Source organism: Corynebacterium sp. DNF00584 (assembly GCF_001552965.1).
Lineage (GTDB): Bacteria > Actinomycetota > Actinomycetes > Mycobacteriales > Mycobacteriaceae > Corynebacterium > Corynebacterium phoceense.
In genome coordinates this window covers 1-24,286 of record NZ_KQ959762.1, presented here as the reverse complement: position 1 = coordinate 24,286, position 24,286 = coordinate 1, and the positions used below count along the sequence as shown (strand labels likewise).

At 63.3% G+C, this 24,286-nt stretch carries 22 protein-coding genes and 1 pseudogene; 7 read left to right on the top strand and 16 right to left on the bottom strand.

All coding sequences use genetic code 11. From position 1 onward, the window contains the following. Positions 1 to 16: 16 nt before the first annotated feature. Positions 17 to 523 carry a polyadenylate-specific 3'-exoribonuclease AS gene (locus tag HMPREF0307_RS09095; RefSeq protein ID WP_066492014.1) on the bottom strand — a complete coding sequence of 169 codons (507 nt, stop codon included), beginning with the start codon at positions 521 to 523 and terminating at the stop codon, positions 17 to 19. Between the two features lie 59 nt (positions 524 to 582). Here HMPREF0307_RS09095 and HMPREF0307_RS13335 point away from each other — a divergent pair. Beyond that, a pseudogene (locus HMPREF0307_RS13335) lies at positions 583 to 1,446 on the top strand (glycosyltransferase 87 family protein); the annotation flags it as partial. Positions 1,447 to 1,644: 198 nt separating this feature from the next. Here the strand turns inward: HMPREF0307_RS13335 and HMPREF0307_RS09085 are convergent. The 12 genes from HMPREF0307_RS09085 to HMPREF0307_RS09030 all read right to left on the bottom strand — a co-directional run bounded on the left by HMPREF0307_RS09085 (position 1,645) and on the right by HMPREF0307_RS09030 (position 15,330). Then, positions 1,645 to 2,832 (bottom strand): acyltransferase family protein, encoded by a 1,188-nt coding sequence (locus HMPREF0307_RS09085; protein ID WP_066511887.1) that lies wholly within the window; start codon positions 2,830 to 2,832, stop codon positions 1,645 to 1,647. Positions 2,833 to 2,885: 53 nt separating this feature from the next. After that, positions 2,886 to 3,629 carry a lysophospholipid acyltransferase family protein gene (locus tag HMPREF0307_RS09080; RefSeq protein WP_066492009.1) on the bottom strand — a complete coding sequence of 248 codons (744 nt, stop codon included), beginning with the start codon at positions 3,627 to 3,629 and terminating at the stop codon, positions 2,886 to 2,888. Positions 3,630 to 3,655: 26 nt separating this feature from the next. Continuing rightward, positions 3,656 to 4,600, bottom strand: coding sequence for an ROK family protein (locus HMPREF0307_RS09075; protein WP_066492007.1), 945 nt, complete (start codon positions 4,598 to 4,600; stop codon positions 3,656 to 3,658). A gap of 50 nt (positions 4,601 to 4,650) precedes the next feature. Further along, on the bottom strand, positions 4,651 to 5,775 hold the full coding sequence (locus tag HMPREF0307_RS09070; protein WP_066492005.1) for a glycosyltransferase family 4 protein: 1,125 nt from the start codon (positions 5,773 to 5,775) through the stop codon (positions 4,651 to 4,653). A gap of 27 nt (positions 5,776 to 5,802) precedes the next feature. Then, positions 5,803 to 6,867 carry a C40 family peptidase gene (locus HMPREF0307_RS09065; protein WP_066492003.1) on the bottom strand — a complete coding sequence of 355 codons (1,065 nt, stop codon included), beginning with the start codon at positions 6,865 to 6,867 and terminating at the stop codon, positions 5,803 to 5,805. A gap of 139 nt (positions 6,868 to 7,006) precedes the next feature. After that, positions 7,007 to 7,651: a C40 family peptidase gene (locus HMPREF0307_RS09060; RefSeq protein WP_066492001.1), complete on the bottom strand. Its 645-nt coding sequence runs from the start codon at positions 7,649 to 7,651 to the stop codon at positions 7,007 to 7,009. A gap of 1,137 nt (positions 7,652 to 8,788) precedes the next feature. Beyond that, complete coding sequence (locus HMPREF0307_RS09055) at positions 8,789 to 10,411, bottom strand: cytochrome bc1 complex cytochrome b subunit (protein ID WP_066492000.1); 1,623 nt, start codon at positions 10,409 to 10,411, stop codon at positions 8,789 to 8,791. Continuing rightward, positions 10,411 to 11,631 carry a cytochrome bc1 complex Rieske iron-sulfur subunit gene (locus HMPREF0307_RS09050; protein ID WP_066491985.1) on the bottom strand — a complete coding sequence of 407 codons (1,221 nt, stop codon included), beginning with the start codon at positions 11,629 to 11,631 and terminating at the stop codon, positions 10,411 to 10,413. Before HMPREF0307_RS09050 ends, HMPREF0307_RS09055 begins: the two co-directional genes overlap by 1 nt. After that, positions 11,631 to 12,530 (bottom strand): cytochrome bc1 complex diheme cytochrome c subunit, encoded by a 900-nt coding sequence (locus HMPREF0307_RS09045; RefSeq protein WP_066491982.1) that lies wholly within the window; start codon positions 12,528 to 12,530, stop codon positions 11,631 to 11,633. Before HMPREF0307_RS09045 ends, HMPREF0307_RS09050 begins: the two co-directional genes overlap by 1 nt. Positions 12,531 to 12,599: 69 nt before the next feature. Further along, entirely contained in the window at positions 12,600 to 13,184 is a 585-nt protein-coding gene (locus tag HMPREF0307_RS09040) for an aa3-type cytochrome oxidase subunit III (protein ID WP_196131214.1), read from the bottom strand. A 616-nt stretch (positions 13,185 to 13,800) separates the two neighbouring features. Then, positions 13,801 to 14,232 carry an aa3-type cytochrome oxidase subunit IV gene (locus tag HMPREF0307_RS09035; protein ID WP_066491978.1) on the bottom strand — a complete coding sequence of 144 codons (432 nt, stop codon included), beginning with the start codon at positions 14,230 to 14,232 and terminating at the stop codon, positions 13,801 to 13,803. 12 nt (positions 14,233 to 14,244) lie between these two features. Continuing rightward, complete coding sequence (locus tag HMPREF0307_RS09030) at positions 14,245 to 15,330, bottom strand: aa3-type cytochrome oxidase subunit II (RefSeq protein ID WP_066491976.1); 1,086 nt, start codon at positions 15,328 to 15,330, stop codon at positions 14,245 to 14,247. A gap of 439 nt (positions 15,331 to 15,769) precedes the next feature. Between HMPREF0307_RS09030 and asnB the strand changes: the two genes are divergently transcribed. Further along, positions 15,770 to 17,692: an asparagine synthase (glutamine-hydrolyzing) gene (asnB, locus tag HMPREF0307_RS09025; protein WP_066491974.1), complete on the top strand. Its 1,923-nt coding sequence runs from the start codon at positions 15,770 to 15,772 to the stop codon at positions 17,690 to 17,692. Between the two features lie 12 nt (positions 17,693 to 17,704). Further along, positions 17,705 to 18,016 carry a hypothetical protein gene (locus HMPREF0307_RS09020; RefSeq protein WP_066491973.1) on the top strand — a complete coding sequence of 104 codons (312 nt, stop codon included), beginning with the start codon at positions 17,705 to 17,707 and terminating at the stop codon, positions 18,014 to 18,016. 100 nt (positions 18,017 to 18,116) lie between these two features. Here the strand turns inward: HMPREF0307_RS09020 and HMPREF0307_RS09015 are convergent, their stop codons facing one another. Next, complete coding sequence (locus HMPREF0307_RS09015; protein ID WP_066491972.1) at positions 18,117 to 18,461, bottom strand: HesB/IscA family protein; 345 nt, start codon at positions 18,459 to 18,461, stop codon at positions 18,117 to 18,119. 211 nt (positions 18,462 to 18,672) lie between these two features. Between HMPREF0307_RS09015 and HMPREF0307_RS09010 the strand changes: the two genes are divergently transcribed. Both HMPREF0307_RS09010 and HMPREF0307_RS09005 read left to right on the top strand, forming a co-directional pair. Continuing rightward, complete coding sequence (locus tag HMPREF0307_RS09010) at positions 18,673 to 19,317, top strand: DUF3043 domain-containing protein (RefSeq protein WP_231725131.1); 645 nt, start codon at positions 18,673 to 18,675, stop codon at positions 19,315 to 19,317. Between the two features lie 6 nt (positions 19,318 to 19,323). After that, entirely contained in the window at positions 19,324 to 20,322 is a 999-nt protein-coding gene (locus HMPREF0307_RS09005) for a nicotinate-nucleotide--dimethylbenzimidazole phosphoribosyltransferase (protein WP_066491962.1), read from the top strand. 132 nt (positions 20,323 to 20,454) lie between these two features. On the opposite strand, the gene HMPREF0307_RS09000 is transcribed toward HMPREF0307_RS09005, so the two are convergent. Next, the gene (locus HMPREF0307_RS09000) at positions 20,455 to 21,555 is read right to left on the bottom strand and encodes a branched-chain amino acid aminotransferase (protein WP_066491960.1); all 1,101 of its coding nucleotides are present in this window, start codon (positions 21,553 to 21,555) and stop codon (positions 20,455 to 20,457) included. Between the two features lie 113 nt (positions 21,556 to 21,668). On the opposite strand from HMPREF0307_RS09000, the gene HMPREF0307_RS08995 reads away from it, so the two are divergent. Beyond that, entirely contained in the window at positions 21,669 to 23,198 is a 1,530-nt protein-coding gene (locus tag HMPREF0307_RS08995; RefSeq protein ID WP_066492184.1) for a leucyl aminopeptidase, read from the top strand. A gap of 82 nt (positions 23,199 to 23,280) precedes the next feature. On the opposite strand, the gene HMPREF0307_RS08990 is transcribed toward HMPREF0307_RS08995, so the two are convergent. Beyond that, a complete protein-coding gene (locus HMPREF0307_RS08990; RefSeq protein ID WP_066491957.1) occupies positions 23,281 to 23,718 on the bottom strand; it encodes an oxidoreductase in 438 nt (145 codons plus the stop codon). Positions 23,719 to 23,949: 231 nt separating this feature from the next. Here HMPREF0307_RS08990 and HMPREF0307_RS08985 point away from each other — a divergent pair. Continuing rightward, the coding region (locus HMPREF0307_RS08985; protein ID WP_304438464.1) for a biotin/lipoyl-containing protein at positions 23,950 to 24,286 on the top strand (337 nt) is incomplete at its 3' end.

Here is a 24,286-nt window from a genome sequence, read left to right as displayed (position 1 = left end):
CTGGCAGTTACATTCGCTAGAGCACGCGGTTGCCAGGCGACAGCGGCAGCGCCTCCATGCAGGCGTGGAACTTCGCGAGGTTGTGGCGCGCGTCCACGAGTGCGTCGTGGTTGCCGTCCGGTACCGGCGGCAGCGCGGGGCGTCCGGCGAATTCCCAGTACTGCTTGAGCTCGCGGGTATAGCGCGGAATCTCGCGCGGCAGCGCCGCCATATCGCCCCAGAGCTGGGCCACGAGCACGTGGTCGTAGTCGCCCACCCACGCCCACAGCTGCGGCGGGGTGGGCGCGCTGGTGAGGAACTCGAGAACCTCCTCACGGATGCGTGCCGCCGAGCGCCACACCTTGTCCGAGGGGCTGGGCAGCTTGTCCAGCACGTGCTCGCGCACCCACGGGTTAGCGCGCGCCGGATCAAAGTCTGTCGACACCGCGTAGTATTCGCGGCCGTCCTCGGCCACGATGCCGATGGAGACCAACTCGATGGTCTGGCCGTCCTCGATAAACTCGGTGTCGTAGAAGTATCGCACGCTAGCCACTCTAGCCTGCGAATTCGGCCGCGCCCGCGTTGGGGCTAAGATTCCCATTCATGATAGTCCTCGCCTGGCTGGCGCTCGCTGCAGCTCTTCTCTTCGCCACCGTCGACGCCGGGGCGCTGCTGCGCGGCGAGGGCCTCGCGTGGCACCACCACATCGATCTCCTCGTCTACCAGGCAGGCGGGCACGCGGCCCTGAGCGGCGAGACCTACTACGACCAGGTCTTCGCCGTGGACGGCACGCAGCTGCCGTTTACCTATCCCCCATTCGCCGCGCTTGTCTTCACACCCCTCGCGCCGCTGCCGTGGCAGCTCGCCGCGTTGGCGTGGAATGCAGCGACTCTCGCAGCGCTGTGGTGGTGCATTCGTCTCCTCGTCCGCGACCCACGCACCGCTCTCCTGCTCACCGCGGCCGCCGCGTGGACCGAGCCACTCACCGAGAACCTCTCCTTCGCGCAGATCAATGTGTTCCTCGCCGCGCTCGTGCTTTCCGATGCCCTCTTTATCTCCGTCCATCCCTCCCCCAGCGTCGCACGGTGGCGCGGGTGGCTCACCGGCGTGGCGATGGCCATCAAGCTCACTCCGGCGGTCTTCCTCGCCTACTTCTTTGCCAGGCGCGACTGGCGCGGCGTGGCTGGGGGCATCGGAAGCTTCGTGGCGTGCTCGGTGGTGGGACTGCTGCCGCGTCCAGAGAACTCGGTGGAGTATTGGACCGCGACGCTGCGCGACTCGGAAAGGATTGGTGCCTTGGCGTATGCGGGCAATCAGTCTCTGCGGGGATTCGTGGAGCGGCTAGGCCTCGGCGAGGGCTGGTGGCTCATGGGGGTCGCGGTTCTAGGCGTTGTGCTCGCAGTCGCGCTCTTTATCCGGCTGCGCGAGCCAGCGGCGCTCGTTCTCGTCACGTCGCTCGCGGCCCTGCTGGGCTCGCCGGTGTCGTGGTCGCACCACTTCGTGTGGTGTGTACTCCTCGCGGTCTTCTTTACGGCGCGGCAGAACTGGTGGCTCGCGGTGCCAACGTGGATCGTGCTCTTCGCGCGCGGGCACTGGCTCGTGCCGCATGCGCACGACTTCGAATACGGGTGGTCCTGGTGGCAGATGCTGCCGGGCAACGACTATCTAGCGTGGGGTGGCGTGCTCGCACTGTGCGCGGCGCTGGCTCCACAGTTCTTTGAGCGACGGCAGGCGCGGCGGGACCATGGTCCAACGCAGCACCGGGATCTTCTCCACGAGCCACAGCGCTAGGCTGCCCACGGCCGCGGCGGCAAAACAGCCCCAAATCCAAAAGTCGGTGGACTCGAGCGGCCACTCGCCGGCCTTCGTAATGTCCCACTCGAAGTAGGTCTTCGGGAAGCCAAAAAGCGCGATGATGCCGAGGTGGTGGCCTAAGTAGATAGGCAGCGTGTGGCTGCCAATGAACCGGAAGAAGCCGGAGACGAAGGGCACGTGGGCCAGCAGGACTGCGGCCGCGATGCCGGCGGGCAGCTGCAGGGACTGCTCGGCGAAGCGCACCAGGAGCTTCGCTTCTTCAAAGCCAAGGTTCCCTGCGCCCGGCAGTGGCCAGGCAACGTCGATGGGTTCGACGCGCTCGTCGAAACGGCCGCGCAGCGTCACACTCGCCGCATACGTGGCAACGGTGAGCGCCAGGGCCCACCACGTCGCGCGCGTGGGGTGGCGCAGCGAGTCAATGGACTCGGCAAACGTGGTGATTGCGGGGCGTAAGTACACGCCGGCCATGAAGACGGGCAGGAACATGATGGCTTTGCCCACCACGAAGTACTCCTGCGTGTAGCCAAGGAGCAGCAGCGGGCTAAAGCTCGCGGCGAGGCCCGCCCACGGCGGCAGCTTGCGCACGGCCCACAGGAAGATGTTGTAGACCACGAGCGAGTGGAGGAACCAGCCCATGGAGTGGCCGAGCATGACGGTGTGCAGGCTCTCGCGCCAGGTATCGAGTGGCGTGTCGAAGGCATAGTGGAAGTCCCACGTGCTCATGCGCAGCTCGACGAGGGACCATATGAGATACGGAATGAGCAGAAACCACAGGCGCTTGCGGAAGAGTTCGCCGAAGCGGAAGTTCAGGACCTTCTGCGAGAAGAAGCCGGAGATGACGAAGAACAGGGGCAATCGCAGCGAGTCGATGAGCTCATTCGCCTGGGCGGCAAGCGTGTGCTCGCCCTCGGGTACGGCGAGACGCACGTGCAGCAGGACGACGCCCAGGATCGACACGCCGCGAGCGACATCCGGCCAGGCGAGACGTTGCTTCTGAGGGGCGGCGGGTACCGAATGCGGGGCAGAGATAGTAAGCACGTCCTTACACGGGAAATAGAGTCTATCCCGCGATTCTAATGCTTGAGCGGGCGCTACTGGGAATTTCCGGGCTGCGCGCCGTCCGGGTAGCCGTGACCAGCGGCGAGCGAGGCCTTGACGTCCGAGGCGTAGACATCAACGTAGGGCTTGCCCGCGAGGCGCGCGAGGGTGTGCATGAAGTCGTCCGTAAAGGCGCGCTGGGTGGCATGCTCGGCGGGGTCGAGACCGCGCTCGGCCGCCCACGCATGGGGATCGATGGGCTCGCCCACGCGCATGCCCACCTTCACTGGGCGCGGAATCCACGTGCCGATGGGGTTGGCGTCGCGTGTGCCCACCATCGCGATGGGGACGACGGGATAGCCGGTCTCCATGGCGACACGCGCCATGCCGGTGCGCCCCTTGTAGATGCGACCGTCCGGCGAGCGCGTGCCCTCGGGATAAATGCCGAAGACATCGCCACGGTCGAGGATTTCCTTCGCCGTGGCTGCCATATCGTCCGCCGCGGACTCCGAGGTGCGCACGACGGGAACCTGCCCCACGGAGCTGAAGAACCACGCCTGCGCGCGTCCCACGGGGCCGGGGGTTGTGAAGTACTCGGACTTCGCCAGGAAAATGATCTGGCGCGGGCACATGAGCGGGAAGAAGAACGAATCCATGACGGCCTGGTGGTTGGACGCCACGATGGCGGGGCCTTCGGCCGGGATATTGTCCATGCCCTCGGACCACGGGCGGTTCCACACACGCAGGGCGGGACCGAAGAAGATGTGCTTAAACGCCCAGTACCACTTGTTGTGCATTGCTATCCTGCCCTCGTCGGAAAATTCTAGGCGCGAGTAAGCGCCTGGCGCGCGATATCGGCCACGCCGATCATACCCGCGGCCGAGCCCAGAGCCGCCGTCGCCACACGGGCCAGCGGGCGGTGCCCCGCGCCGACGATGGACTGCGCCATCGTCTCGCGCGCGGTATCAAGGTAGACGTCCGCGTCGCCCGCTACGCCGCCGCCGAGGACGATGAGCTCCGGGTCGAGGATGTCCGCGACGATGGACAGGCCCTGGCCGAGCCAGCGTGCGAAGTCCTCCATGACCGCAACGCCCAGCGGGTCGCCGTCGCGCGCAGCCTGCGCGATGGCCACGCCGGAGGGGTTGTCCGGGAGCGTGGTCTCGTAGGAGCCACGCAGTTCGCGCACCGTGTCCGGAAGCGCCGTGCCCGAGGCGTAGCGCTCGAGGCAGCCGCGCTTGCCGCAGGAGCACTCGCGTCCGCCCGGCACGACCACGATGTGGCCGAATTCAGGGGCGGTGCCAAACGCGCCGCGGAAGATCTCGTCGCCCGTCATGAGCGTCGCGCCGATGCCCGTGCCCACGGCGAAGAAGACCCAATCGTGGGCGCCGCGGCCAGCGCCAAAGCGCCACTCGCCCCACGCCGCAGAGTTCGCGTCATGCTCGATGACAACGGGGATGTCAAGGTGGGCCTGCAGGCTGGCGCGCACGGCGGCATCACGCCACGGCAGGTGCGGAGCAAAGCGGACCAACTCGCGGTCCGGATCGATGAATCCAGCAATCGCTAGGCCCACAGCCTGCACCGGATACTCTGCGCGCAGCTCGGCGATGAGCGCGAGGATGGCAGCGTCAAGTTCCTCCCCCGTCGCGGGCGTAGGGAGCGAACGCGAGTCGATGATCTCCCCCTCGGCGGTGACGACACCGGCGCGAAGATTGGTGCCGCCGATGTCGAATCCCACGGTGAGATTGTCAGAGGGGGAGAATTTTTGCATGCAAGTAGGATATACCCCTCCCCCGTCCGCGTCACATCATGCGGGCCACGCTAGGCCATAATCGCGCGCAGACGAGCGCCCATAATCTCCCACGTCCAGTTCTCCTCGACATGGCGCCGGCCGGCTCGGCCCATCGCGCACGCGCGCTTCGGGTCATCAAGCAGCGTAAGGATCGCCTGGGCGAGCTCGTCCTGCGAGTTGCCGCGCACGACGATGCCCGTCTCTGGCGTCACCGTCTCCGGCGCGCCGCCCGAGTCGCCCGCAATGACGGGCAAACCTGCGGCCTGGGCCTCGAGGTAGACGATGCCCAGGCCCTCGACGTCGAGGCCGCCGCCGCGCGTGCGGGCGGGCATGGCGAAGATATCCGCGGCGGCCAGCGCCATGGCAATCTCCTCCTCGTCCGCGGCTTCGTGGAGAATCGTCTCCGGCGCGTACATCTCCGCGAGCTGCTCGAGCGCCGCCCGGTAGCGCCCGCGGCCGATGAGCAGCAGGCGCGCCTTAGGATAGCGCTCCCGAATGCGCGGCATGACCCGCAGCAGCTGGTCTTGCCCCTTGCGTGGAACGAAACGAGAGACGCAGACGATGACAGGATCGGCATCTTCGAGCTCATAAAAAATCTCGCCGTGGCGCATAGCCAACTCGCTGTAAGGCTCAAACATGTCCGTGTTGACGCCGCTGGGCAAGTGTACCCACTCGGGGCCGGGGCCGAAGGCGGGGCGCAGGCGGCGCAGCGTATAGGCCGCGATGTAGGTGATGACGTCCGCATGCTTGCCGATGCCCCGCAGCGCCTGGCGCGCGCCCGGCAGCATGGACCAGCCCACCTCGTGGCCATGGGTCGTGGCCACCACTTTCCTGGCGCCGGCGGCCTTGGCGGCGCCGCCCATGAGCGCAAGCGGTGCTGCGGCGCCGAACCAAACGATCTCGATGCCGCGCTCGGCGATGATGCGCTGCATCTCGCGGCGCGTGGCCGGAGTGGGCAACATCATGCGCCGCGGCCACCGGATGACCTCGTAAGGCAGCTGCGCATCAAAGGCGGCTGCGGCTTCGGCGTCCTGGGTTGAGGCGAAGACGAGGACGTCGGCAGGGTCCAGGGTCGCAAGAAAATCGCGCAAATACGACTGAATCCCACCGATGGTCGGCGGGAAATCATTAGTCACAAGCAGAATGCGAGGCATGGCTGTGAGCCTACCGCGTGCGCGCGTCTAGAAGCGGACGGCTCCCTGTACCGGCATGGAGTCGACCGGGACAACCTGGACCGGCACGCCATACGTCGAGGCATGGACGACCTGGCCGTCGCCGATATACATGCCCACGTGGGTCACACCCGGGTAGTAGCCGATGACGTCGCCCGGCTCGAGCTGATCCATGGGCACGGGCGTGCCGCCAGCCAGCTGTGCCTGCGAGGTACGCGGGATGGACTTGCCCTCCTGCGCGTAGGCCCACACCATCAGACCGGAGCAGTCGAAGCGATCCGGGCCGGTCGCGCCCCAGCCATAGGGAGCTCCCTGCTTGGTGAGTGCTGCAGCGACGGCCTTGCCACCGACGCCCGACTCGGCGAGGCGTGCGAGCAGCTCCGGATCGATCTCGCGGGTCACACCACCGAACTGAGCCTCCCACTGCGCGCGCTGCTCCTCGTTGAGTGCGTCGACACGCGCCTCGATGTCGCGCTGCTGCGCCTCGAGGGCCTCCTTCTCCTTGACAACACGAGCACGCTGCTCTTCGAGGCGGGTCTGCTCCGCGCGGGCAGCATCCGCGGTCTCGACGGCCTTCGCATGGGCAGTGTCAGCGTCCTGCGAGGCCTGCGTCATCGTGCTGAGTTCGCGGTGGGCGTCACGCGACAGGGCGCTGAGGTAGCCCAGGCGCTCGACGGCCTCCTGCGGGTTGGCAGACTCAAGCGCGGTCGTCGCGGCGGAACGGTGCGCCCCGCGGTAACGGGACTGTGCCAAGCCGTTGATGGCGGCCTGCTGGGAGCCGACGGCGCCGCGGGCGGCATCGGCAGCCTGGGCGGCGGCCTGGGCTTGGGCAGCGAGGTCATCGGCCTTCGCCTGCTGGGCGGCGAGGTCATCCTCGAGCTGCTTGACTTCCTCGTTCTTCGCGGAGACCTTCTGGGCGACCTCACCGACCTCGTCGACGAGCGCTTGCATATCAGTATTCTCCGGCGCCTGCACCGACTCTTCGGCCGGCAGCTCCTGCGCGATAGCCGGGACGGCGGTGGAAGCGAAAGCAACACTGACCAGCGCCAGGTTGATGCGGTAAGGAAGACGCACGGAAGAACCCCTCAAAAATTGCAAGTGAATACACCTACTATAGAAGAACTTAAGGACAATCTCAGCATCGTCATACGAAAAAGGAAAAACCCCATCTCGACAAGGGTCGAGACGGGGTAAGCCGAGACCGGCGTGCAGACTAGAAACGCACGATGGAGTGGATCGGCATGTAGTTGAGCGGACGCTCGGCCACGGTGGTGCCGGAATTGAGCGAGTCAATCATGACGCCGTTACCGGCGTAGATGGCGACGTGGGATGCGCCACCGTAGTACACAACAATGTCGCCCGGCTGGATGTCCGACATGGACACCTGCTGGCCCTGGGCAGCCTGTGCCTGGGAGGTACGCGGGATGGACTTACCAGCCTGTGCGTAAGCCCAGGAGGTCAGACCAGAGCAGTCGAAGCTGCTCGGGCCGGCGGAGCCCCAGCCGTACGGGGAACCGATGGCGCTGCGGGCAGCGGCGACGACCTTGTCACCGGTGGACTGCTGCGGGGCCGGAGCCGGAGCAGCGGCAGTCTGCGGGACAGTAGCCGTTGCGTTGTAGGTCTTGGCCTGCGCCTGAACCTGGTTGAAGGACGGCACGTACTGGCCGATGTTCGGGACATCCTTGATACCCGGGATGTTCTCGATGCCATTGACGTTCACCGAGTAGTTGGTGTTCGGAATGACAACCTCGGCTGCCTGGGCAACACCCGGAACCGCCACGGTTGCGGTTGCAGCGAGAGCTGCGGTGCCCGCGATACGGCGGGTGGTGTTAGTGCCCTGACGACGGTGCTTAGCCACGAATAAATCTCCAAATCTTCAGTCGCGCCTACCTCCGCGGCGGGCCAAAGCGTTTCTCGTCTTCTACGAGTCCCGTCTTCGGCCGCGTTCCACCCGGCCACCGTGACGGTGGACTGTGATGATGTGGAAGCGTGGAAGCTCTGGCCCAGTGGGGGCCTAACGTTCGTTGGCGCGGGCGTTCCTGTATCCCGCGCCTCCGCTCGGCTCACCCTGTCGAGAGTGGGCCAGATACGGCGCTAGTGTTCATTTTTCGATTGAGCACTCATGAGGAGCGCTGCAATGTCTCGATAAGGTTACGAAACCATTACGAGAATTGTCTAGCCGCAACGCCACTATCCGCTCGTTACAAGGCCGTTATCGTCCCGTTATCAAACTTCGGTTTCTCAGGGTTTAATCCGAATGTCGAGCGCAATAGCACTCCAAAACAGTTGCACAACCTGCACCATTTCCGAACTTAACAAACTATTAAGTTCTGCATTAAACCCTAAAATCTACGCAAACAAAGTGCTATCGTGACCTTCGTCACATGCATGTAACATTGGGCGCATTTACCCCACACAGCACATGGTGCACAGCGTCTGTTACCGGGTTTTGGTCGCATCGTGACCCCGAATGCGGCGCCGCACCCCTCGTTGTGTCAGCACCGTGGGGATTCCGATGCACTCCCCCGTTTGCGTCGGCTCACAGGCGGCAGCCACGCCTGCGTGTAGGCTGCCGCCACGGCTTGTAGCGTTGCCCGTTGCCGCCGGCTCTAAGACGCAGTCATATGGGCGCCTGAAGGTCTCTCAAGACCGGCGCCCTGAGGCACCCCACGAATCCCTGCTGCGAAGCGCAGCGGCCTACCGGCAGACTCAGCTACGGTTGCCGCGCGGCTTCACCGTGAGCGTCGCCCACACACCCCATGCACGCACCCCGATTCACGTGCGTAACGGTGACTCTCGAACGCCGAGTGATTCATGTCTGCGGTGGCAGCCCCTGTCCACGTCTCAGGGCCCCTCTCCCGCTTCTATTGGCTTCATCTCGCAGTATTCCGCGCTTGGGCGCTTCCTTATATATAGGGAGTGAAAAACTGACGGACCCGCCGCAGCCTGCTCCAGGCTGTGGCGGGTTGGTGACAGTTTCGAAGGAAGGAAGGCGCTAGATGCGGCCGTTTTCTTCGTCGTCGCGGCGATTGGCCTCGTTGAGGGCGCGGTACATGTCCGCCTCCTCGGCGGCGTTCTCTGCGTGGATTTCGTGAACCTTGCGCATCAGGCCCTCGTCGTCCGGGGCAAAGATACCCTGGGTCTCGGAGTCAGCCAGACCAAGGTGGTTGAGCTGCTTCGGGACGTACGCACCGGCGTACTCAAGCGGAACCGGGTGGCCGTGCTCGTCGACCGGGCCGAGCGGCTGGTGAACCTCGATGAAGGCACCGTTCGGCAGCTGCTTCAGAACACCGGTCTCGATACCGTGCTCGAGAACCTCACGGTCGGAGCGCTGGAGACCAACGCAGATCTTGTACGTAAGGAAGTAAGCAATCGGCGGAACCACGATGAGACCGATTCGACCAACCCAGGTCATCGCGTTCAGCGAAATCTGGAAGAAGTGAGCCACGTGGTCGTTACCACCGGAAATGGTAACCAGAACGAAGAAGGAGATAGCCATCGCGCCGAGGCCGGAACGCACCGGCACGTCGCGCGGACGCTGCAGCAGGTTGTGGTGAGCGTCGTCGCCAGTCATCTTCTTCTCGATGAACGGGTAAGCGATAAGCAGGATAACCATGATCATGGCGACCACGACGACCCAGAATGCACCCGGGATGGTGTACTTACCGAGGTAGAGCTCCCACGCCGGCATGACACGGGCGAGACCGTCAGTCCACAGCATGTAGATATCAGGCTGGGAACCAGCGGAGACCTGCGACGGGTTGTACGGGCCCAGCAGCCAGATGGCGTTGATGGTGAGCAGACCCGACATGAGCGCCAGCACGCCAGCGACCATGAGGCCCATGCCGATAGCCTTCGTAGCGAAGACCGGCATAATACGGACGCCGACAACGTTGTTCTCTGCGCGGCCCGGTCCCGGGAACTGCGTGTGCTTCTGGAACCAGACGATGAGAACGTGAGCAGCGATGAGGGCGAGGATGATGCCCGGGATAACCAGCACGTGGAGGATGTAGAAACGATCCAGCATGAGGTCGGACGGGAAGTCACCATCGAAGATGGCCCAGTGCAGCCAGGTACCGATGACCGGGATGGTCAGGATGATGGCCGACATAATACGGAGGCCGACACCGGAGAGCAGGTCATCCGGGAGGGAGTAGCCGAGGAAGCCCTCGACCATGCCCAGGAGGATAAGCGTGCAACCGATGATCCAGTTAGCCTCACGCGGGCGGCGGAACGCACCCGTGAAGAAGATACGCAGCATGTGCGCGACCATGGACATCATGAACAGCAGGGCTGCCCAGTGGTGCATCTGGCGGACAAAGAGGCCACCGCGAACCTCGAAGGAGAGGTCCAGGGCGGATGCGTATGCGGAAGACATCTCGACACCGTTGAGCGGTGCGTAGGTGCCGTCGTAGATGACCTTCGTAATCGACGGGTCGAAGAAGAGGGCCAGGTAGATACCAGTCAGCAGCAGGATGATGAAGCTGTAGAGCGCCATCTCACCGAGCATGAAGGACCAGTGGGTCGGGAAAACCTTGTTCAACTGCGGGCGAACCGCACCGGACAGCGTGAAACGGCTGTCAATGTTGTTGCCAATCTTTGCGAGTTTATTGCTCATTATGACTTACGCTCCCAGTATGCCGGGCCGACAGGCTCAATGAAGTTGCCCTTGGCGACCAGGTAGCCGTCCTCATCAATCGTGACCGGCAGCTGCGGCAGCGCACGGGCGGCCGGGCCGAAGACCGGCTTTCCGTACTGCAGAGCGTCGAACTGCGACTGGTGGCACGGGCAGAGAATACGGTTGGTCTGAGCCTCGTACAGCGAGGTCGGGCAACCAATGTGGGTACAAATCTTAGAGAAGGCGTAGTAATCGCCGTAGTGGAAGTCCTCCTGGCCCTCACGCTCAATGACCTTCTGCGCGTCAGAGTTACGCAGACGGATGAGCATGACCGCGTTGCGGTTGCCGTGGATGGAGTGCATGTGGTTCTCGTAGACATCCTTCTGCGGATCGTAGAGATCGCCGTCGTTGACGTCGGACTCTGCGAGCGGGAAGACAGTCTCCATGCCGCCGGCGGCCAGGTCCTCTGGGCGCACGCGGACGAGGCGAGTAACACCCTGCGTCGTGTAGTGCGTGCCGGACTCGCCTTCGTGCTGCTCGGCGATCGTGCCGGTATCGCGTGCGAGGTAGAGCTTGACGCCCTTCTCATGCAGCGTCCAACCGGAGGTCCACATCGTGCCGTCGCCGGCGTAGTTGAGCTCGTGGCGAACCTTCCACGGGTTCTTGATGGCGCCACCCAGCGGGGCAACGACGGTGAGACCGAAGAGAACGGCGGCACCGCCGAGCAGGCCCTGGAGGGTCTTGCGGCGACCAAGGGTGGAGGTCTTCCACGAGTCGTTGAGGAGCGCGGTCAGCGTGCGGCGATCAATCTCGTCCGACGGACCGTCGTGGCGACGCTGCACGGAAATTTCCTCCGGCAGAATGCGCTTGACGTACTGCACGATGGCGATGCCCAGCGAGAGGATGGACAGGCCAGACGTAAGACCCAGCAGCGGGGTGTACAGGGTGTGCCATGCAAGGCCCTCTTCGCCGAGGGACTTGTAGTGCCACGGCCAGAACAGGTAAATGGCAAGGAATGCCAGACCCATAACGATGGCCAGTGCAGCCCACACGCCGACGTTGACGGCAGCGCGCTTTTCTGCAGGATCGCCAGCGACCGGGAAACGCTCCTTGCGGAACGCCACGGTGACGCCGTCCATCTCAGCACCCAGGGCGGTGAGCTCAGCATCAGACATGTTCTTGAGCTCGGCTTCGGTGTAGTTCTTGTTTACGTTGCTCATTAGTGGCGCGATCCAATCCACATAGCGGCAGCACACAGTGCGGTGATGCCGATGATCCACATTGCAAGGCCTTCAGAGACCGGGCCAAGTCCGCCCAGGTCCCAACCAGCCGGAGACGGGGTCTCCTTCGCGGACTTGATGTAAGCGATGATGTCCTTCTTCTCGTCAGCAGTGAGCTGGCGGTCAGAGAACTTCGGCATGTTCTGCGGGCCGGTGAGCATCGCCTGGTAGATCTCCTGCTCGGAAGCAGGAGCCAGCGGCGGTGCGTACTTACCGGAGGACAGTGCGCCGCCCTGGCCGGTGAAGTTGTGGCACGATGCGCAGTTCATACGGAAGAGCTCGGAGCCCTTCGCGACATCTTCTGCCTGAATGTTGCCGTCGTAGTTGGCGCCGCGGAGCGACTCCTGTGCGACGGAGCCGTCCTCGTTGTACACGATGTCCGGGCCGCCACCGTTGGCAGCGACGAATGCGGCAAGCGCGAGCGTCTGTTGCTCGGTGTAGCGCGGGGTCTTGCGCTCAGCTTGGGCGTCGTTCGACATCATCGGCATGCGGCCAGAGTGCACCTGGAAGTACACGGAGCCGGCACCGATACCCACCAGGGAAGGACCGCGGTCCTGGATGCCCTGGAGGTTCGCACCGTGGCAGGTGATGCAGGCGGTGTCGTAGATGTCCTTGCCTTCTTGCACGAGGGCAGCGTCATCCTTCTGCGCCGTCGCCACCTGAGCGTCGGGAGAGAGGGCGGAGGCCAGGACGCCAGCACCGGTAAGACCGATGGTGAGGGCAAAGGCACCCGCGAGCGTGCGCTTGACCTTGCGGCCGCGACGCGTCTTTGTTGCCGCAGCAGTATCAGGGGTCTCCCCTGCTGCCTGTGCGGCGTTCATTGGATTGGTATCCATCATTTTCCTTTGAGTTACTGGAGTTCGGAAATGAATGGCGGTGGACCGATTGTTGTCTCGGTGTCCTACGGCCTACTGAATGATGTAGATAACGACGAAGACGCCGATCCACACGACGTCAACGAAGTGCCAGTAGTAGGACACTGCCATTGCGGCGGTTGCCTGTGCCGGCGTGAACTTCGACTTAGCCGTACGGAGCAGAATCGCGATGAAGGCCAGAAGGCCTGCCGTCACGTGCGCCGCGTGGAAACCGGTCAGGATGTAGAAGACCGATCCGAAGACGCTGGACTGAATGGTCACGCCGTGGATGATCAGGTGGGTCCACTCATAGGCGAGGATGCCAATGAAGACCACAGCCAGTGCGATCGTCGCGGAGTACCACAGTCGAAGCTTGTATACGTCACCCCTTTCAGCTGCGAAGACGCCGAATTGCGAGGTCACGGAAGACAAGACCAGGACCGCAGTGATGACAAAGCCCATCGGTACGTTGATGTGCTCGGTCCAGTGCGCCCAGTCGCCGTCCTGACCATTAGCTCGCGAAGTAAACCACATCGCAAACAGTCCGGCGAAGAACATTAATTCCTGAGACAGGAACACGATGGTGCCAACGCTGACCATGTTCGGTCGGTTCAGCGCAGCAACACGTGGTGCTGTCATACCTTGATTTGAAACTGTGCTCGTCACGCAGTCAATTATGACCTTTTAACAGGCATAAGTCACCCGAGACCCCCCACTTCTTTCCGGCTCGTCCAAGGCTTTAGCCAGGTTTCTTCCAGCCGTTCGCGACTTAAAAACGTCGAAAAATAGTTGGGAACTTTTTCCGCTCCCATACGACGCCGCATCTCTGCAGGTAGAAGCGCCCAAAAAGGAGGCATCCCCCCTACCGCCAGTTTTAATAGCTGGCCGCTGGTTCACATTGAAACGAAATACACGAATATTTCCAGAGTTTCGCTGAGAGATAAATCACTTACATGTCGGCGCGTTTTTCCCAGGGTTGCAACTTTCGGTTGACCCCCGGGTCAAAATAGCCCTCACGTGCAGTTTTCTTTCCAAGCACAGTCGCTGGCGCACGCGAGCAACTCCCCCTAGGCCCGCAAACTATGCGCAAATTTCCCGGCTTCGCAAAAACGTGGAACTCCAGGGAACTATTTTGTGTCAGGTCCGACGATCGCCAAATGCCCCTCTACGTAGCGGGAAGCTACGCACAGGGGCACGAGAAGTGTGGGGCGGGGACAGTCGCGGGCCGTGGCGGCCGGCGGCCATCCGAGGACGCTTAGTGCTTCTCCTTCGGGATGCCGTACTGCAGCGACAGACGGAAGGTGAAGTACACCAGCATGGCGGCGCCGAGAGCAATCATCCAGAAGTACAGGAAGATGATGCCCAGACCCATAACGGCGATGGACATGGTCATTGCAAACGGGTAGATGGAGCCCGGCGAGAAGAAGCCGAGGATGCCAGCGCCGTCTTCAGTTTCAGCCTCTTCCCAATCGCTCGGAGAAACGTCCGTGCGGTTATCGGTGAACTGAAGGTAGACGGCGAGCATGATACACATGACGGCCGCGAGAGCCATGGCGACGAGACCGATCCACTCCGGACCGTAAAGGTAGCCGTCGTCGCGAGTGAAGTTGACGCCGAAGACGTAGACAATCTCGGAGACGATGAGATATGCCGCGATGGCGTAGAAGACGTTAGAACCTGCGCGCATTGTATTTCTCCTTTAGGCGTTCTCGTCGACGAAGTTGTCGCCGGTCTTGGTGTCGCGAACGCTGTTGAACGGCTGAGTGGTGACCGCGTACGGATCCTCACCGATGGAGGCGAGAGCCTCAGAGTTCGGAGCGTCCGGGTTGTCGTTGCGGAACTTCATGTAGTCCGCGAACTTCTCTGGGGTCACAACGCGCAGCTCGAAGTTCATCATCGAGTGGTAGGTACCGCACATCTCAGCACAGCGACCAACGAACGCGCCTTCCTTGGTGATCTCCTCGATCTGGAAACGACGCTCCTGCTGGTTGTTCTCCGGGTGCGCGTACACGTCGCGCTTAAAGAGGAACTCCGGAACCCAGAAGGCGTGCGAGACGTCACCGGAAGCGAGACGGAACTCAATCGCGGTGTGCGACGGGAGAACCAGAACCGGAACCTCTTCGGTGGTGCCGACGGTCTCGATGTCGTTGTAGTTGAGGTAGGAAAGGTCACCCATGGACTTGCCGTGAATCGGGTTCGGGTTCTTCACACCCTCCGGGTCAACGGAGGATTCCTCGGCGAGCTTGTTGCGCTCCTCGTCGGTGCCGTCATAGTCGGAGCCGGTCGGGGAAAGCTCACCCTTGACGCCGGCATAACCGAACTTCCAGTTCCACTGGTAAGCCGTCACGTCGACCGTTACCTGTGGGTCCTTATCAAGGGCGACAACCTTCTGCTGTGCCTGAACCGTGAAGAAGAACAGGCCCATGATGATAAGGATCGGGACGATGGTAAGCACCATCTCGAGCGGCACGTTGTACTGCAACTGCTTCGGGAACTCGCCCTTGCCTTCCTTCTTGGCGCGCTTTGCGCTCCAACGGAAGATTGCAGTGAGGAACAGGCCCCACATGACGAAACCGATGAACCATGCAACAACCCAGACCCAGATCCAGAAGTTGTACATTCCCTCAGCCTCAGGCGTAATGCCCTTCGGCCAACCAAATCCCAGGAGGTTTTCAACGGCCGAAGGCGCCTGTACATCACAGGCCGCCAGTGCCAAACCGCCCAGGGCAATTGCGCCAGCTAGGCCCGCCTTACGGGCGAAGTTGCGCTGCTTACGCTGTCCCACGTGTGTTCTGCCTTTCTGTCCACACAAAACTTCTCGAATACTCCCAGAGCATTCCTATCAACACAGGATAGTGCATAGACAGGCCCCATCAGCCCTGTTCGAGGCTGACAGGAAACTCGTATATACACATAAGGAGTATGTCCGGAAGGGATATTACAGGTCGACCACGACAATCTCTCCCCACCACCCCCACAGGCCCAGTATGCCGTGTGCCTTAATTCACAAAGCAGCCCGCGCTACACCATCCGAAAGTTTGCACCCTAAAGGGGACGCTGCGCATTCGAAGCTTCTCAGGCGGCCCTCCCCCACCCCTCCGCGACCCGCAGCGACCTGTACACCGGGTCGTTTCCGCGCGTCTGAAACACCGGCTCAGCACGCGGGGCCGTAAGCTGTGGGACAGATATTTTCGTTTTCGCCATATTAAAGGAGCAATCACTACATGTGCGGACTTTTGGCCCTGCTATCGGCCTCGGGAAACGCTGGCGACTACGTCGACGCAGTCGAGCGCGCTCTGCCCTGCATGCATCACCGCGGCCCCGATGCCGCCGGCACCTGGCACGATGACGACGCGGCGTTCGGCTTCAACCGTCTGTCCATCATCGATATTGAGCACTCGCACCAGCCGCTGCGTTGGGGCCCGGAGGGCGAGGAGAACCGCTACGCCCTCACGTTCAACGGCGAGATATACAACTACGTCGAGCTGCGTGCAGAACTCAAGGAACTGGGTTACACCTTTAATACTGAGGGCGACGGCGAGCCCATCGTCGTTGGCTACCACCACTGGGGTGCTGACGTCGTCGAGCACCTGCGCGGCATGTTCGGCTTCGTTATTTGGGACACCAAAACGAAGACCATGTTCGCGGCCCGCGACCAGTTCGGCATCAAGCCGCTCTACTACGCCACCACTCCGGCGGGCACCGTATTTGCCTCCGAGATGAAGTGCATCCTGGAGATGGCCGAGGACCTCGGTCTAGGACTCAGCCTTGATAAGCGCGCCATCGAACACTACGTCGACCTCCAGTACGTCCCGGAGCCGGAGTCCCTGCATGCGAATATCCGCCGCGTCGAGTCGGGCTCTACTGTCACGCTCACTCCCGGCGGCGAGGTCCTCAACACTCGCTACTTCAAGCCCCAGTTCCCAGTGCAGCAGGTGCCGGCTGGCCAAGAGCAGCAGCTCTTCGACCGCATCGCCCGTGCCCTCGAAGATTCCGTGGAAAAGCACATGCGCGCTGACGTCACCGTCGGCTCCTTTCTTTCCGGCGGTATCGACTCCACGGCCATCGCGGCGCTGGCCAAGCGCCACAACCCGAACCTGCTCACTTTCACTACTGGCTTCGAGCGCGAGGGCTACTCCGAGGTTGACGTTGCTGCAGAGTCTGCGGAGGCCATCGGTGTCGAGCACATCGTCAAAATCGTCTCCCCCGAGGAATACGCGGACGCCGTGCCGAAGATCATGTGGTACCTCGACAACCCGGTTGCAGACCCCTCGCTCGTGCCGCTCTACTTCGTGGCACAGGAGGCCCGCAAGCACGTCAAGGTCGTGCTCTCCGGCGAGGGCGCAGACGAGCTCTTCGGCGGCTACACCATTTATAAGGAACCACTCTCCCTAGCCCCGTTCGAGAAGATCCCGGATCCGCTGCGTCGCGGCCTAGGCAAGCTCTCCCAGATCTTGCCCGAGGGCATGAAGGGCAAGTCGCTGCTCAACCGCGGTTCCATGACGATGGAGGAGCGCTACTATGGCAACGCACGCTCCTTTAACTTTGAGCAGATGCAGCGCGTTATCCCGTGGGCCAAGCGCGAGTGGGACCACAAAGAAATCACGGCACCCATCTACGCCCAGTCGCAGGGCTTCGACCCAGTCGCCCGCATGCAGCACCTTGACCTGTTCACGTGGATGCGCGGCGACATCCTGGTCAAGGCTGACAAGATGAATATGGCGAACTCGCTCGAGCTGCGCGTGCCTTTCCTCGATAAGGAGGTCTTCAAGGTCGCGGAAACCATCCCGTATGACATGAAGATTTCACACGGCACCACGAAGTACGCGCTGCGCAAGGCCATGGAGCAGATCGTTCCGGCGCACGTCCTTCACCGCAAGAAGCTCGGCTTCCCGGTGCCCATGCGTCACTGGCTCGCCGGCGATGAACTCTATGGCTGGGCCCAGGATGTCATCAACGAGTCCCAGACCGAGGACATCTTCAATAAGAAGGAAGTCCTCGAGATGCTCAAGGAGCACCGCGATGGCGTCTCCGATCACTCGCGCCGCATCTGGACCGTCGTGGCGTTTATGATCTGGCACGGCATCTTCGTCGAGCACCGCATCGATCCGCAGATCGAGCAGCGCGACTACCCCATCCGGCTCTAGGAGAGCCCCGGCATGTCACTGCAGCGGAAAACGTACGAGCTGAGCGTGGACGGTTACCACTTCCGCGCCACGGTCAGCGCGACCCACCGCAGTGTTGACTGGCTCGACTGCCCCAACGAGTACCTTCCTTCTGGCTACTCGTCCACCGTCTATGTCGCAGCCGAGACAAGCCGAACAGACGGCAACGGAACGCAGACTCCGCCGCTTCCTACTGCCGAAAAGGTACGCGCGGATATCCGCGTATGGCTTTCCACCCTCGACGAGCTTGACGAACTCGAGGACACCGGCGACGCCAGTGACACCGGTGACAGCGACGAGTCGTAGAGCGTCTGCGTTACAAGGCAAAGAGAAAACCGCCGCTTTCCCTTGATTTAAAGGGAAAGTGGCGGTTCTTTTGTACGTCTTAAGGGACGCGCGAGAAGCCTTAGTTGAAGGAGTCTCCGCAGGCGCAGGAGCCGCCAGCGTTCGGGTTATCGATGGTGAAGCCCTGGGACTCGATGGTGTCCGCGAAGTCGATCTTGGCGCCGGTGAGGTATGGGACGCTCATCTTGTCAACGACGAGGTTGACGCCGTCGACGTTGTCGACCTTGTCGCCGTCGAGGGTGCGGTCGTCGAAGTAGAGCTGGTAACGCAGGCCAGCGCAGCCACCCGGCTGGACAGCGATGCGCAGCGACAAGTCGGTGCGGCCTTCCTGCTCGAGCAGAGCCTTTGCCTTGGCGGCAGCGGCCTCAGTCAGGATGACGCCAGTTTCGGAAACGGGAGCGGTCATTATCTTCTCCTTGAAAATACGGTCCGTAAAGTGTCCCCCACCTTACTCCGAATTTTTCCGGCCTTAAAGCGCCGGCACGCGTACTCGGAGGATGGGCCAGCGTCCACGAGGAAGCGGCAGACGCTGGAATAAACGGTTCAACGCGCGAGACAGCTGCCTTATTCCCACCACATTTCCCACCTTTCACCCCGGCCTTGTAGTCTTGGATTTCGTGAGTAATAGCAGCGAAAACACCACCGGAGCAGACCAGCCCCGCAAGGGCTACACCCCACCCAAGGGACGCCCCACGCCCAAGCGCAACGAGCAGGAAATCGCGCGCGGCGTGCGACGCGACCCGAACGGGGCATCGGAAGCCCAGCGCTACCAGCACCGCAAGGAGCTGAAGAAGTCCATGTCCAAGGAGGAATGGAAGGACTACAAGCGCAAGGAGCGCGAGGAGCGTAACAAGCGCAACAAGGAGGCGCAGAAGCGCATGGAGGCTGGCGACGAGCGCTACCTCCTGCCGCGCGATAAGGGCGAGGTCCGCCGCTTCGTGCGCAACTGGGTCGATAGCCGCCGCTTCCTCAATGAGTGGGCCATGCCGTTTATGATCGTCCTCCTCGTCATCCTCTTTATCGGCATGTACAACCCGACGTTCGCGAATATCTCCACGCTCATCGCGATGGTCTTCATCGTCATCTTCGCCGTCGAGGGCGTGTGGCTGGCCCGCAAGGTCAATAACGCGGCGCGTCTCAAGTTCCCTGGCACCACCGAGGCCGGCTTCGGCCTGGGCTTTTACGCCTACGGCCGCGCCACCCAGCCGCGCAAGTGGCGCACCCCGCGCCCGCAGGTCGAGCGCGGCGCCGAGGTCAAGTAGGCCCACATGGCGCAGTTCGAGTCCGTTCCGGTCCCTGACGCCCAGGCTGCCGATGCCACCGCGCTCGCCCTCGGCTCCACGCCCCTCGACGTGTCCTTGGGTACGGTCAATGCTCCCGCTGTATGGCTCTCAGCCTGCCAAGGCGAGGTTCCCGCGCATGCTCCGCGACGTCCGCGCCTTGTGGTTTTCGTCGGCGAGAACGGCATCGCCACTCGCCAGCGCGACGGGGTAGGACTCTCTGCTTTCGCTCCCGAGGCCACCGCGCAACAGGCACAACAGCTCGCTGACGGCCTCTCCCCGGCCGCCGTCCTCGCCGGTCGCCTGGGCGTGGGCCTGCGCACCGTCGACTGCCCACCCGCTGCAGCCATCGACGTCGAGAACGCCTGCACCCCCGAGGGCCTCGAGGAAGCCCTCGCCCTCGGCGCCCGCGCTGCCGACGAAGAAATCGACGCCGGCACTGATTTCCTCATCCCCGGCGACCTGGGCGTGGGTTCCACGACCGTCGCCGCCGTCGTCATGGCGCGCCTCACCGGCACCGAACCCGTCGTCATCGTGGGCCCCGGCTCCGGAATCACGGACGAGGCGTGGAAGACCAAGGTCGCTGTCCTGCGCGACGCGCTCTTCCGGACGCGCAACCTCTCCGACCCGCTGGAAATCCTCCAAGTCTCCGGCGGCCCGACCCTCGCCGCGCTCACGGGTTTCATCGGTCGCGCCGCCGCACGCCGCACGCCACTGCTCATCGACTCGCCGCTCCTGACGGTTGCCGCGGTCCTCGCCGAGCGCCTCGCCCCCGGCACCCGGCGCTGGATCTACGCCGCGAATACCTCCCGCGAGCCCGCGCATACGCTCGCGCTCCAAGACTTGGGCCTCACGCCGCTGCTCAACACGCTCACCACGACTGGCCAGGGCCTCGGATCGCTCTTCGCCTACCAGCTCCTCGCGGCCAGCCTCGAGCTCGTCGCCGACGAAGTCGCCGCCGTCCAGGCCGCCGCAGACCCCGCCTAGACCATCCGGATTCCAGGACAACGAAGGCCACACAACCGCCACGTTGTGGGGCCTTCGTTGTCCTGAGATTCCGCACGCAGCCCGTGGAGACAAAATAAAAGGACCCCGAGGGGTCCTTCCTTTACGCGCTTATTACTTCACGAGCGTGTGCAGCCAACCGTGCGTGTCTTCGACCGCACCGTGCTGAATGCCAGTGAGCTGCTCGCGCAGCGCCATGGTGGTCGTGCCAGCCTCGCCGCCGTTGACCTTGAAGTCGATGCCGTCGCCCATGACGTGGCCGACTGGTGTGATGACCGCGGCGGTACCGCAGGCAAAAGCCTCGGTCATCTTGCCGGACTCTGCATCCTCGCGCCACTCGTCGTAGCTCACGCGACGCTCTTCGACCTTGAGCCCCATGTCTTCGGCGACCTGCAGTAGCGAGTCACGCGTAATACCCGGCAGCAGCGAACCGGACAGCGCCGGAGTCACCAGCGTCTGGTTACCTTCCTCGCCGTAGACGAACGCGAGGTTCATGCCGCCCATCTCTTCGATGTACTTGCGGTCGATGGCGTCGAGCCAGACCACCTGGTCGCAGCCCTTCTCCGCTGCCTGCGCCTGTGCGAGCAGCGAGGCAGCGTAGTTGCCCGCGAACTTCGCAGCACCCGTACCACCCGGGGCAGCACGGACGTAGTCGGTAGACAGCCATACGGAGACCGGATTGACGCCACCGGTGAAGTACGCGCCCGCCGGGGACGCAATCACGATGTAACGGTACGTCGCAGCCGGGTGCACGCCCAGGGAAACCTCGGTGGAGATCATGAACGGACGCAGGTACAGCGCAGCCTCGCCGCCCGCGGCTGGGACCCAATCCTTGTCGATCTCGGTGATCTGGCGCAGGGACTCGATGAACTCATCCACCGGCAGCTCCGGCATAGCCATGCGCTTAGCCGAGTTGGCCATGCGGTTGGCGTTAGCCTCCGGACGGAACGTGGCAATGGTGCCATCCGGCTGGCGGTAGGCCTTGATGCCCTCGAAGATGGCCTGGCCGTAGTGGAAAACATTGGAAGCCGGGTCCATGCTAAACGGCGCATACGGGCACACCTGAGCGTCGTGCCAGCCGTCCTTCTCATTCCAGTCGATGGTGACCATGTGGTCGGTAAAGTGCTTACCAAAGCCCGGGTTCTCGAGAATCTTCGCACGTTCCTCCGGGGAGGTCGGGGTGGGGTTCTTCGTCACGTTGTATTTCAAAGTCATGGCCTCTAACTTACTCTTTTTCTATCGCTCCACAGGCCACCCCCGTCAAATTTTTTCGCCTACAGTAGGCAGACAGTGCACTATTCATCTCGTTTCATTTGGAGGTCTTTCTCGTGACTGATTCTTCCCACGGCCCGCTGCTGGGCGTTTCCCCCACCGTTGAGCTCGCGACCGCCGCGCCCAAAGCTGCCGATGCCCTCCTCATCGCCGCCTTCCGCGGCGACGACGGCCTGGAAGTCCCTGGCTCCGCACTGCTCGATGCTGACGCAGTCCGCGCCACCTTCGACGCGCTGTCTGCTGTGGGTGCCACCGGCAAGTCCGGCGAGGTGACCCGCGTGCCAGCGCCGTCCGCCATCACCGAGGCGACCGGCGCACACTCCATCGTCGCCGCCGGCCTGGGCGAGTCCGAAGACCTCACTGACGAGACCGTCCGCGTCGCCGCGGGCAACGCCGCTCGCGCGCTCGCGGGCGTGGGCACCGTCGCCACGACTCTCGGCGACTTCGCGCTCGGCGCCGCTGTCGAGGGCATCGCCCTGGGCGGCTACGTCCACCGCGGCCTGCGTTCCTCGGAGCTCGAGGATCCCCAGCGCCCTGCCACCGTCGTCTTCGTCTCCTCCGACGAGACCGCCGCGACCGACTTCGAGCGCGCACGTCTTACCGCCGAGGCCACGATCTTTGCCCGCAACCTCGTCAACACCCCGTCTAACCTGCTCTACCCGGAGTCCTACGCGAACTACCTCGCCGAGACCGCCCGCTCCACCGAGGGCCCAGCCGGTGGCGTCGAGGTCGAAGTGCTCGACGAGTCCGCGCTCGAAGAGCAGGGCTTCGGCGGCATCCTCGCCGTGGGCCGCGGCTCCGCCCGCCCACCGCGTCTCGTCCGCCTGTCCTACCGTCCGTCCGGCGCCACCCGCGACGTCGCGCTCGTAGGCAAGGGCATCACCTTCGACACCGGCGGCATCTCGCTCAAGCCGGGTGCCGGCATGTGGGACATGATTTCTGACATGGGTGGCTCCGCGTCCATGGCCGCCGCGGTCTTCGCCGCCGCCAAGCTGGGCTTGAACGTCAACGTCACCGCCACCTTGCCGCTCGCAGAGAACATGCCTGGCGGCAACGCCACGCGCCCCGGCGACGTCATCACGCACTACGGCGGCATTACCTCCGAGGTCCTCAACACGGACGCCGAGGGCCGGCTCGTCCTCTCCGACGCCATCGCGCGCGCCAGCGAGGACAAGCCGGATTACCTCATCGAAACCGCCACGCTCACCGGCGCCCAGATCGTCGCCCTCGGCGAGCGCACTGCCGGCGTCATGGGCTCCGAGGACTTCCGCGACCGCGTCGCCGAGATCGGCCGCGAGGTCGGCGAGAAGGCCTGGGCCATGCCGCTGCTCGAGGAGCACGAGGAGGCCATCAAGTCTCCGGTCGCCGATATCCGCAATATCCACACGAAGCGCGAGGGCGGCATGGAATTCGCCGGCACCTACCTCCAGCGCTTCGTCGGCGAGGACATCGAGTGGGTCCACATCGACGTCGCAGGCCCTTCCTGGAACGGCGGCTCGCCGTACGGTTACACCACTAAGCGCGCCACCGGCGCCCCGGTCCGCACCGTCATCGCCGCGCTCACTGAGCTCGCCGACAAAAAGTAGCACTCGCTCAGCGCGGAGCTCCCCGTCCACGCCAACGGCGCCTGTCCCTCACCGGGGGCAGGCGCCGTTCCCCGTTGTGCAATTACTCCGCGTCGTCAGGGTCGTCGGGGCGATGCACGGCTTCGCCCGTATCCGGGTTCTGGCCTCGCTCGAAGCGCTCACGACGCAAGCGCTGTTCCTCGCGCTTGCGCAGCAGCCGTTCACGTTCCATGCGGTCGCGCATGCGCTGCGGATAGCCGGTCTCTTCCACGTCGTACACGGGGCAGCCCAGCAGCTTCGCCACCGCGTCGATGCCCTTTGGGCCGCCGATAAACCGCCGAATGTAGTCACCGTTTTCATCCACGACAACCACGGACATCTCGTTGACCACCGTCTCCGGCTCAATGAACGCTTCGACGAAGGCGCGGCCTGCCACCCACTCGCTGAGCGCCTGGGCATCCGCCTGCCGGATCGTCTCCCCCGGCCCGCGCGGCGGGCGCAGCTGGGAGCGCGAGCTGTTGCGACGGAAGATATTGAACATAGTGGCCTATCCTACCCGCGCCACCTCACCCCACGGCATCTGAGCGCGCAGCAACGCAACGCCGTGAGCGAACACGCATCGTGGTCACGTCACCATGACCGGCGGCGCGCGGTGCGCCCCGCCCTAAAGGGGGCAAAGAGATAGGACCAGATACACACGCGAAGTCGCGCGTCGCGGTAGAATTGGGCATCAGATTTATCATTATCCAACTTTCGAGGAGTCAAATAACTCATGGCGCAGTCCGTTGTGATGCCCGAACTGGGCGAATCCGTAACTGAAGGCACTATTACCCAGTGGCTGAAGTCCGTGGGCGACACCGTCGAGGTCGACGAGCCGTTGCTCGAGGTGTCCACCGACAAGGTTGACACTGAAATCCCCTCGCCGGTCGCGGGCACGATCCTTGAGATCAAGGCCGAAGAAGACGACACCGTTGAGGTTGGCTCCGTTATCGCCATCATCGGTGAAGAAGGCGAGTCCGCGGACGCTGAAGAGTCCGCACCCGCTGCTGAGGACAAGGCCGCGGAGAAGGAAGAGCCCAAGGCTGAAGAAAAGGAAGAGAAGTCCGCAC

Excerpts from the sequence above, each read along its gene's own strand:
- HMPREF0307_RS09080 (WP_066492009.1), bottom strand. The coding sequence starts at position 3,629 with ATGCACAACAAGTGGTACTGGGCGTTTAAGCACATCTTCTTCGGTCCC.
- HMPREF0307_RS09075 (WP_066492007.1), bottom strand. The coding sequence starts at position 4,600 with ATGCAAAAATTCTCCCCCTCTGACAATCTCACCGTGGGATTCGACATC.
- HMPREF0307_RS09070 (WP_066492005.1), bottom strand. The coding sequence starts at position 5,775 with ATGCCTCGCATTCTGCTTGTGACTAATGATTTCCCGCCGACCATCGGT.
- HMPREF0307_RS09055 (WP_066492000.1), bottom strand. The coding sequence starts at position 10,411 with ATGAGCAATAAACTCGCAAAGATTGGCAACAACATTGACAGCCGTTTC.
- HMPREF0307_RS09050 (WP_066491985.1), bottom strand. The coding sequence starts at position 11,631 with ATGAGCAACGTAAACAAGAACTACACCGAAGCCGAGCTCAAGAACATG.
- HMPREF0307_RS09045 (WP_066491982.1), bottom strand. The coding sequence starts at position 12,530 with ATGATGGATACCAATCCAATGAACGCCGCACAGGCAGCAGGGGAGACC.
- HMPREF0307_RS09040 (WP_196131214.1), bottom strand. The coding sequence starts at position 13,184 with ATGACAGCACCACGTGTTGCTGCGCTGAACCGACCGAACATGGTCAGC.
- HMPREF0307_RS09035 (WP_066491978.1), bottom strand. The coding sequence starts at position 14,232 with ATGCGCGCAGGTTCTAACGTCTTCTACGCCATCGCGGCATATCTCATC.
- asnB (WP_066491974.1), top strand. The coding sequence starts at position 15,770 with ATGTGCGGACTTTTGGCCCTGCTATCGGCCTCGGGAAACGCTGGCGAC.
- HMPREF0307_RS09020 (WP_066491973.1), top strand. The coding sequence starts at position 17,705 with ATGTCACTGCAGCGGAAAACGTACGAGCTGAGCGTGGACGGTTACCAC.
- HMPREF0307_RS09015 (WP_066491972.1), bottom strand. The coding sequence starts at position 18,461 with ATGACCGCTCCCGTTTCCGAAACTGGCGTCATCCTGACTGAGGCCGCT.
- HMPREF0307_RS09005 (WP_066491962.1), top strand. The coding sequence starts at position 19,324 with ATGGCGCAGTTCGAGTCCGTTCCGGTCCCTGACGCCCAGGCTGCCGAT.
- HMPREF0307_RS09000 (WP_066491960.1), bottom strand. The coding sequence starts at position 21,555 with ATGACTTTGAAATACAACGTGACGAAGAACCCCACCCCGACCTCCCCG.
- HMPREF0307_RS08990 (WP_066491957.1), bottom strand. The coding sequence starts at position 23,718 with ATGTTCAATATCTTCCGTCGCAACAGCTCGCGCTCCCAGCTGCGCCCG.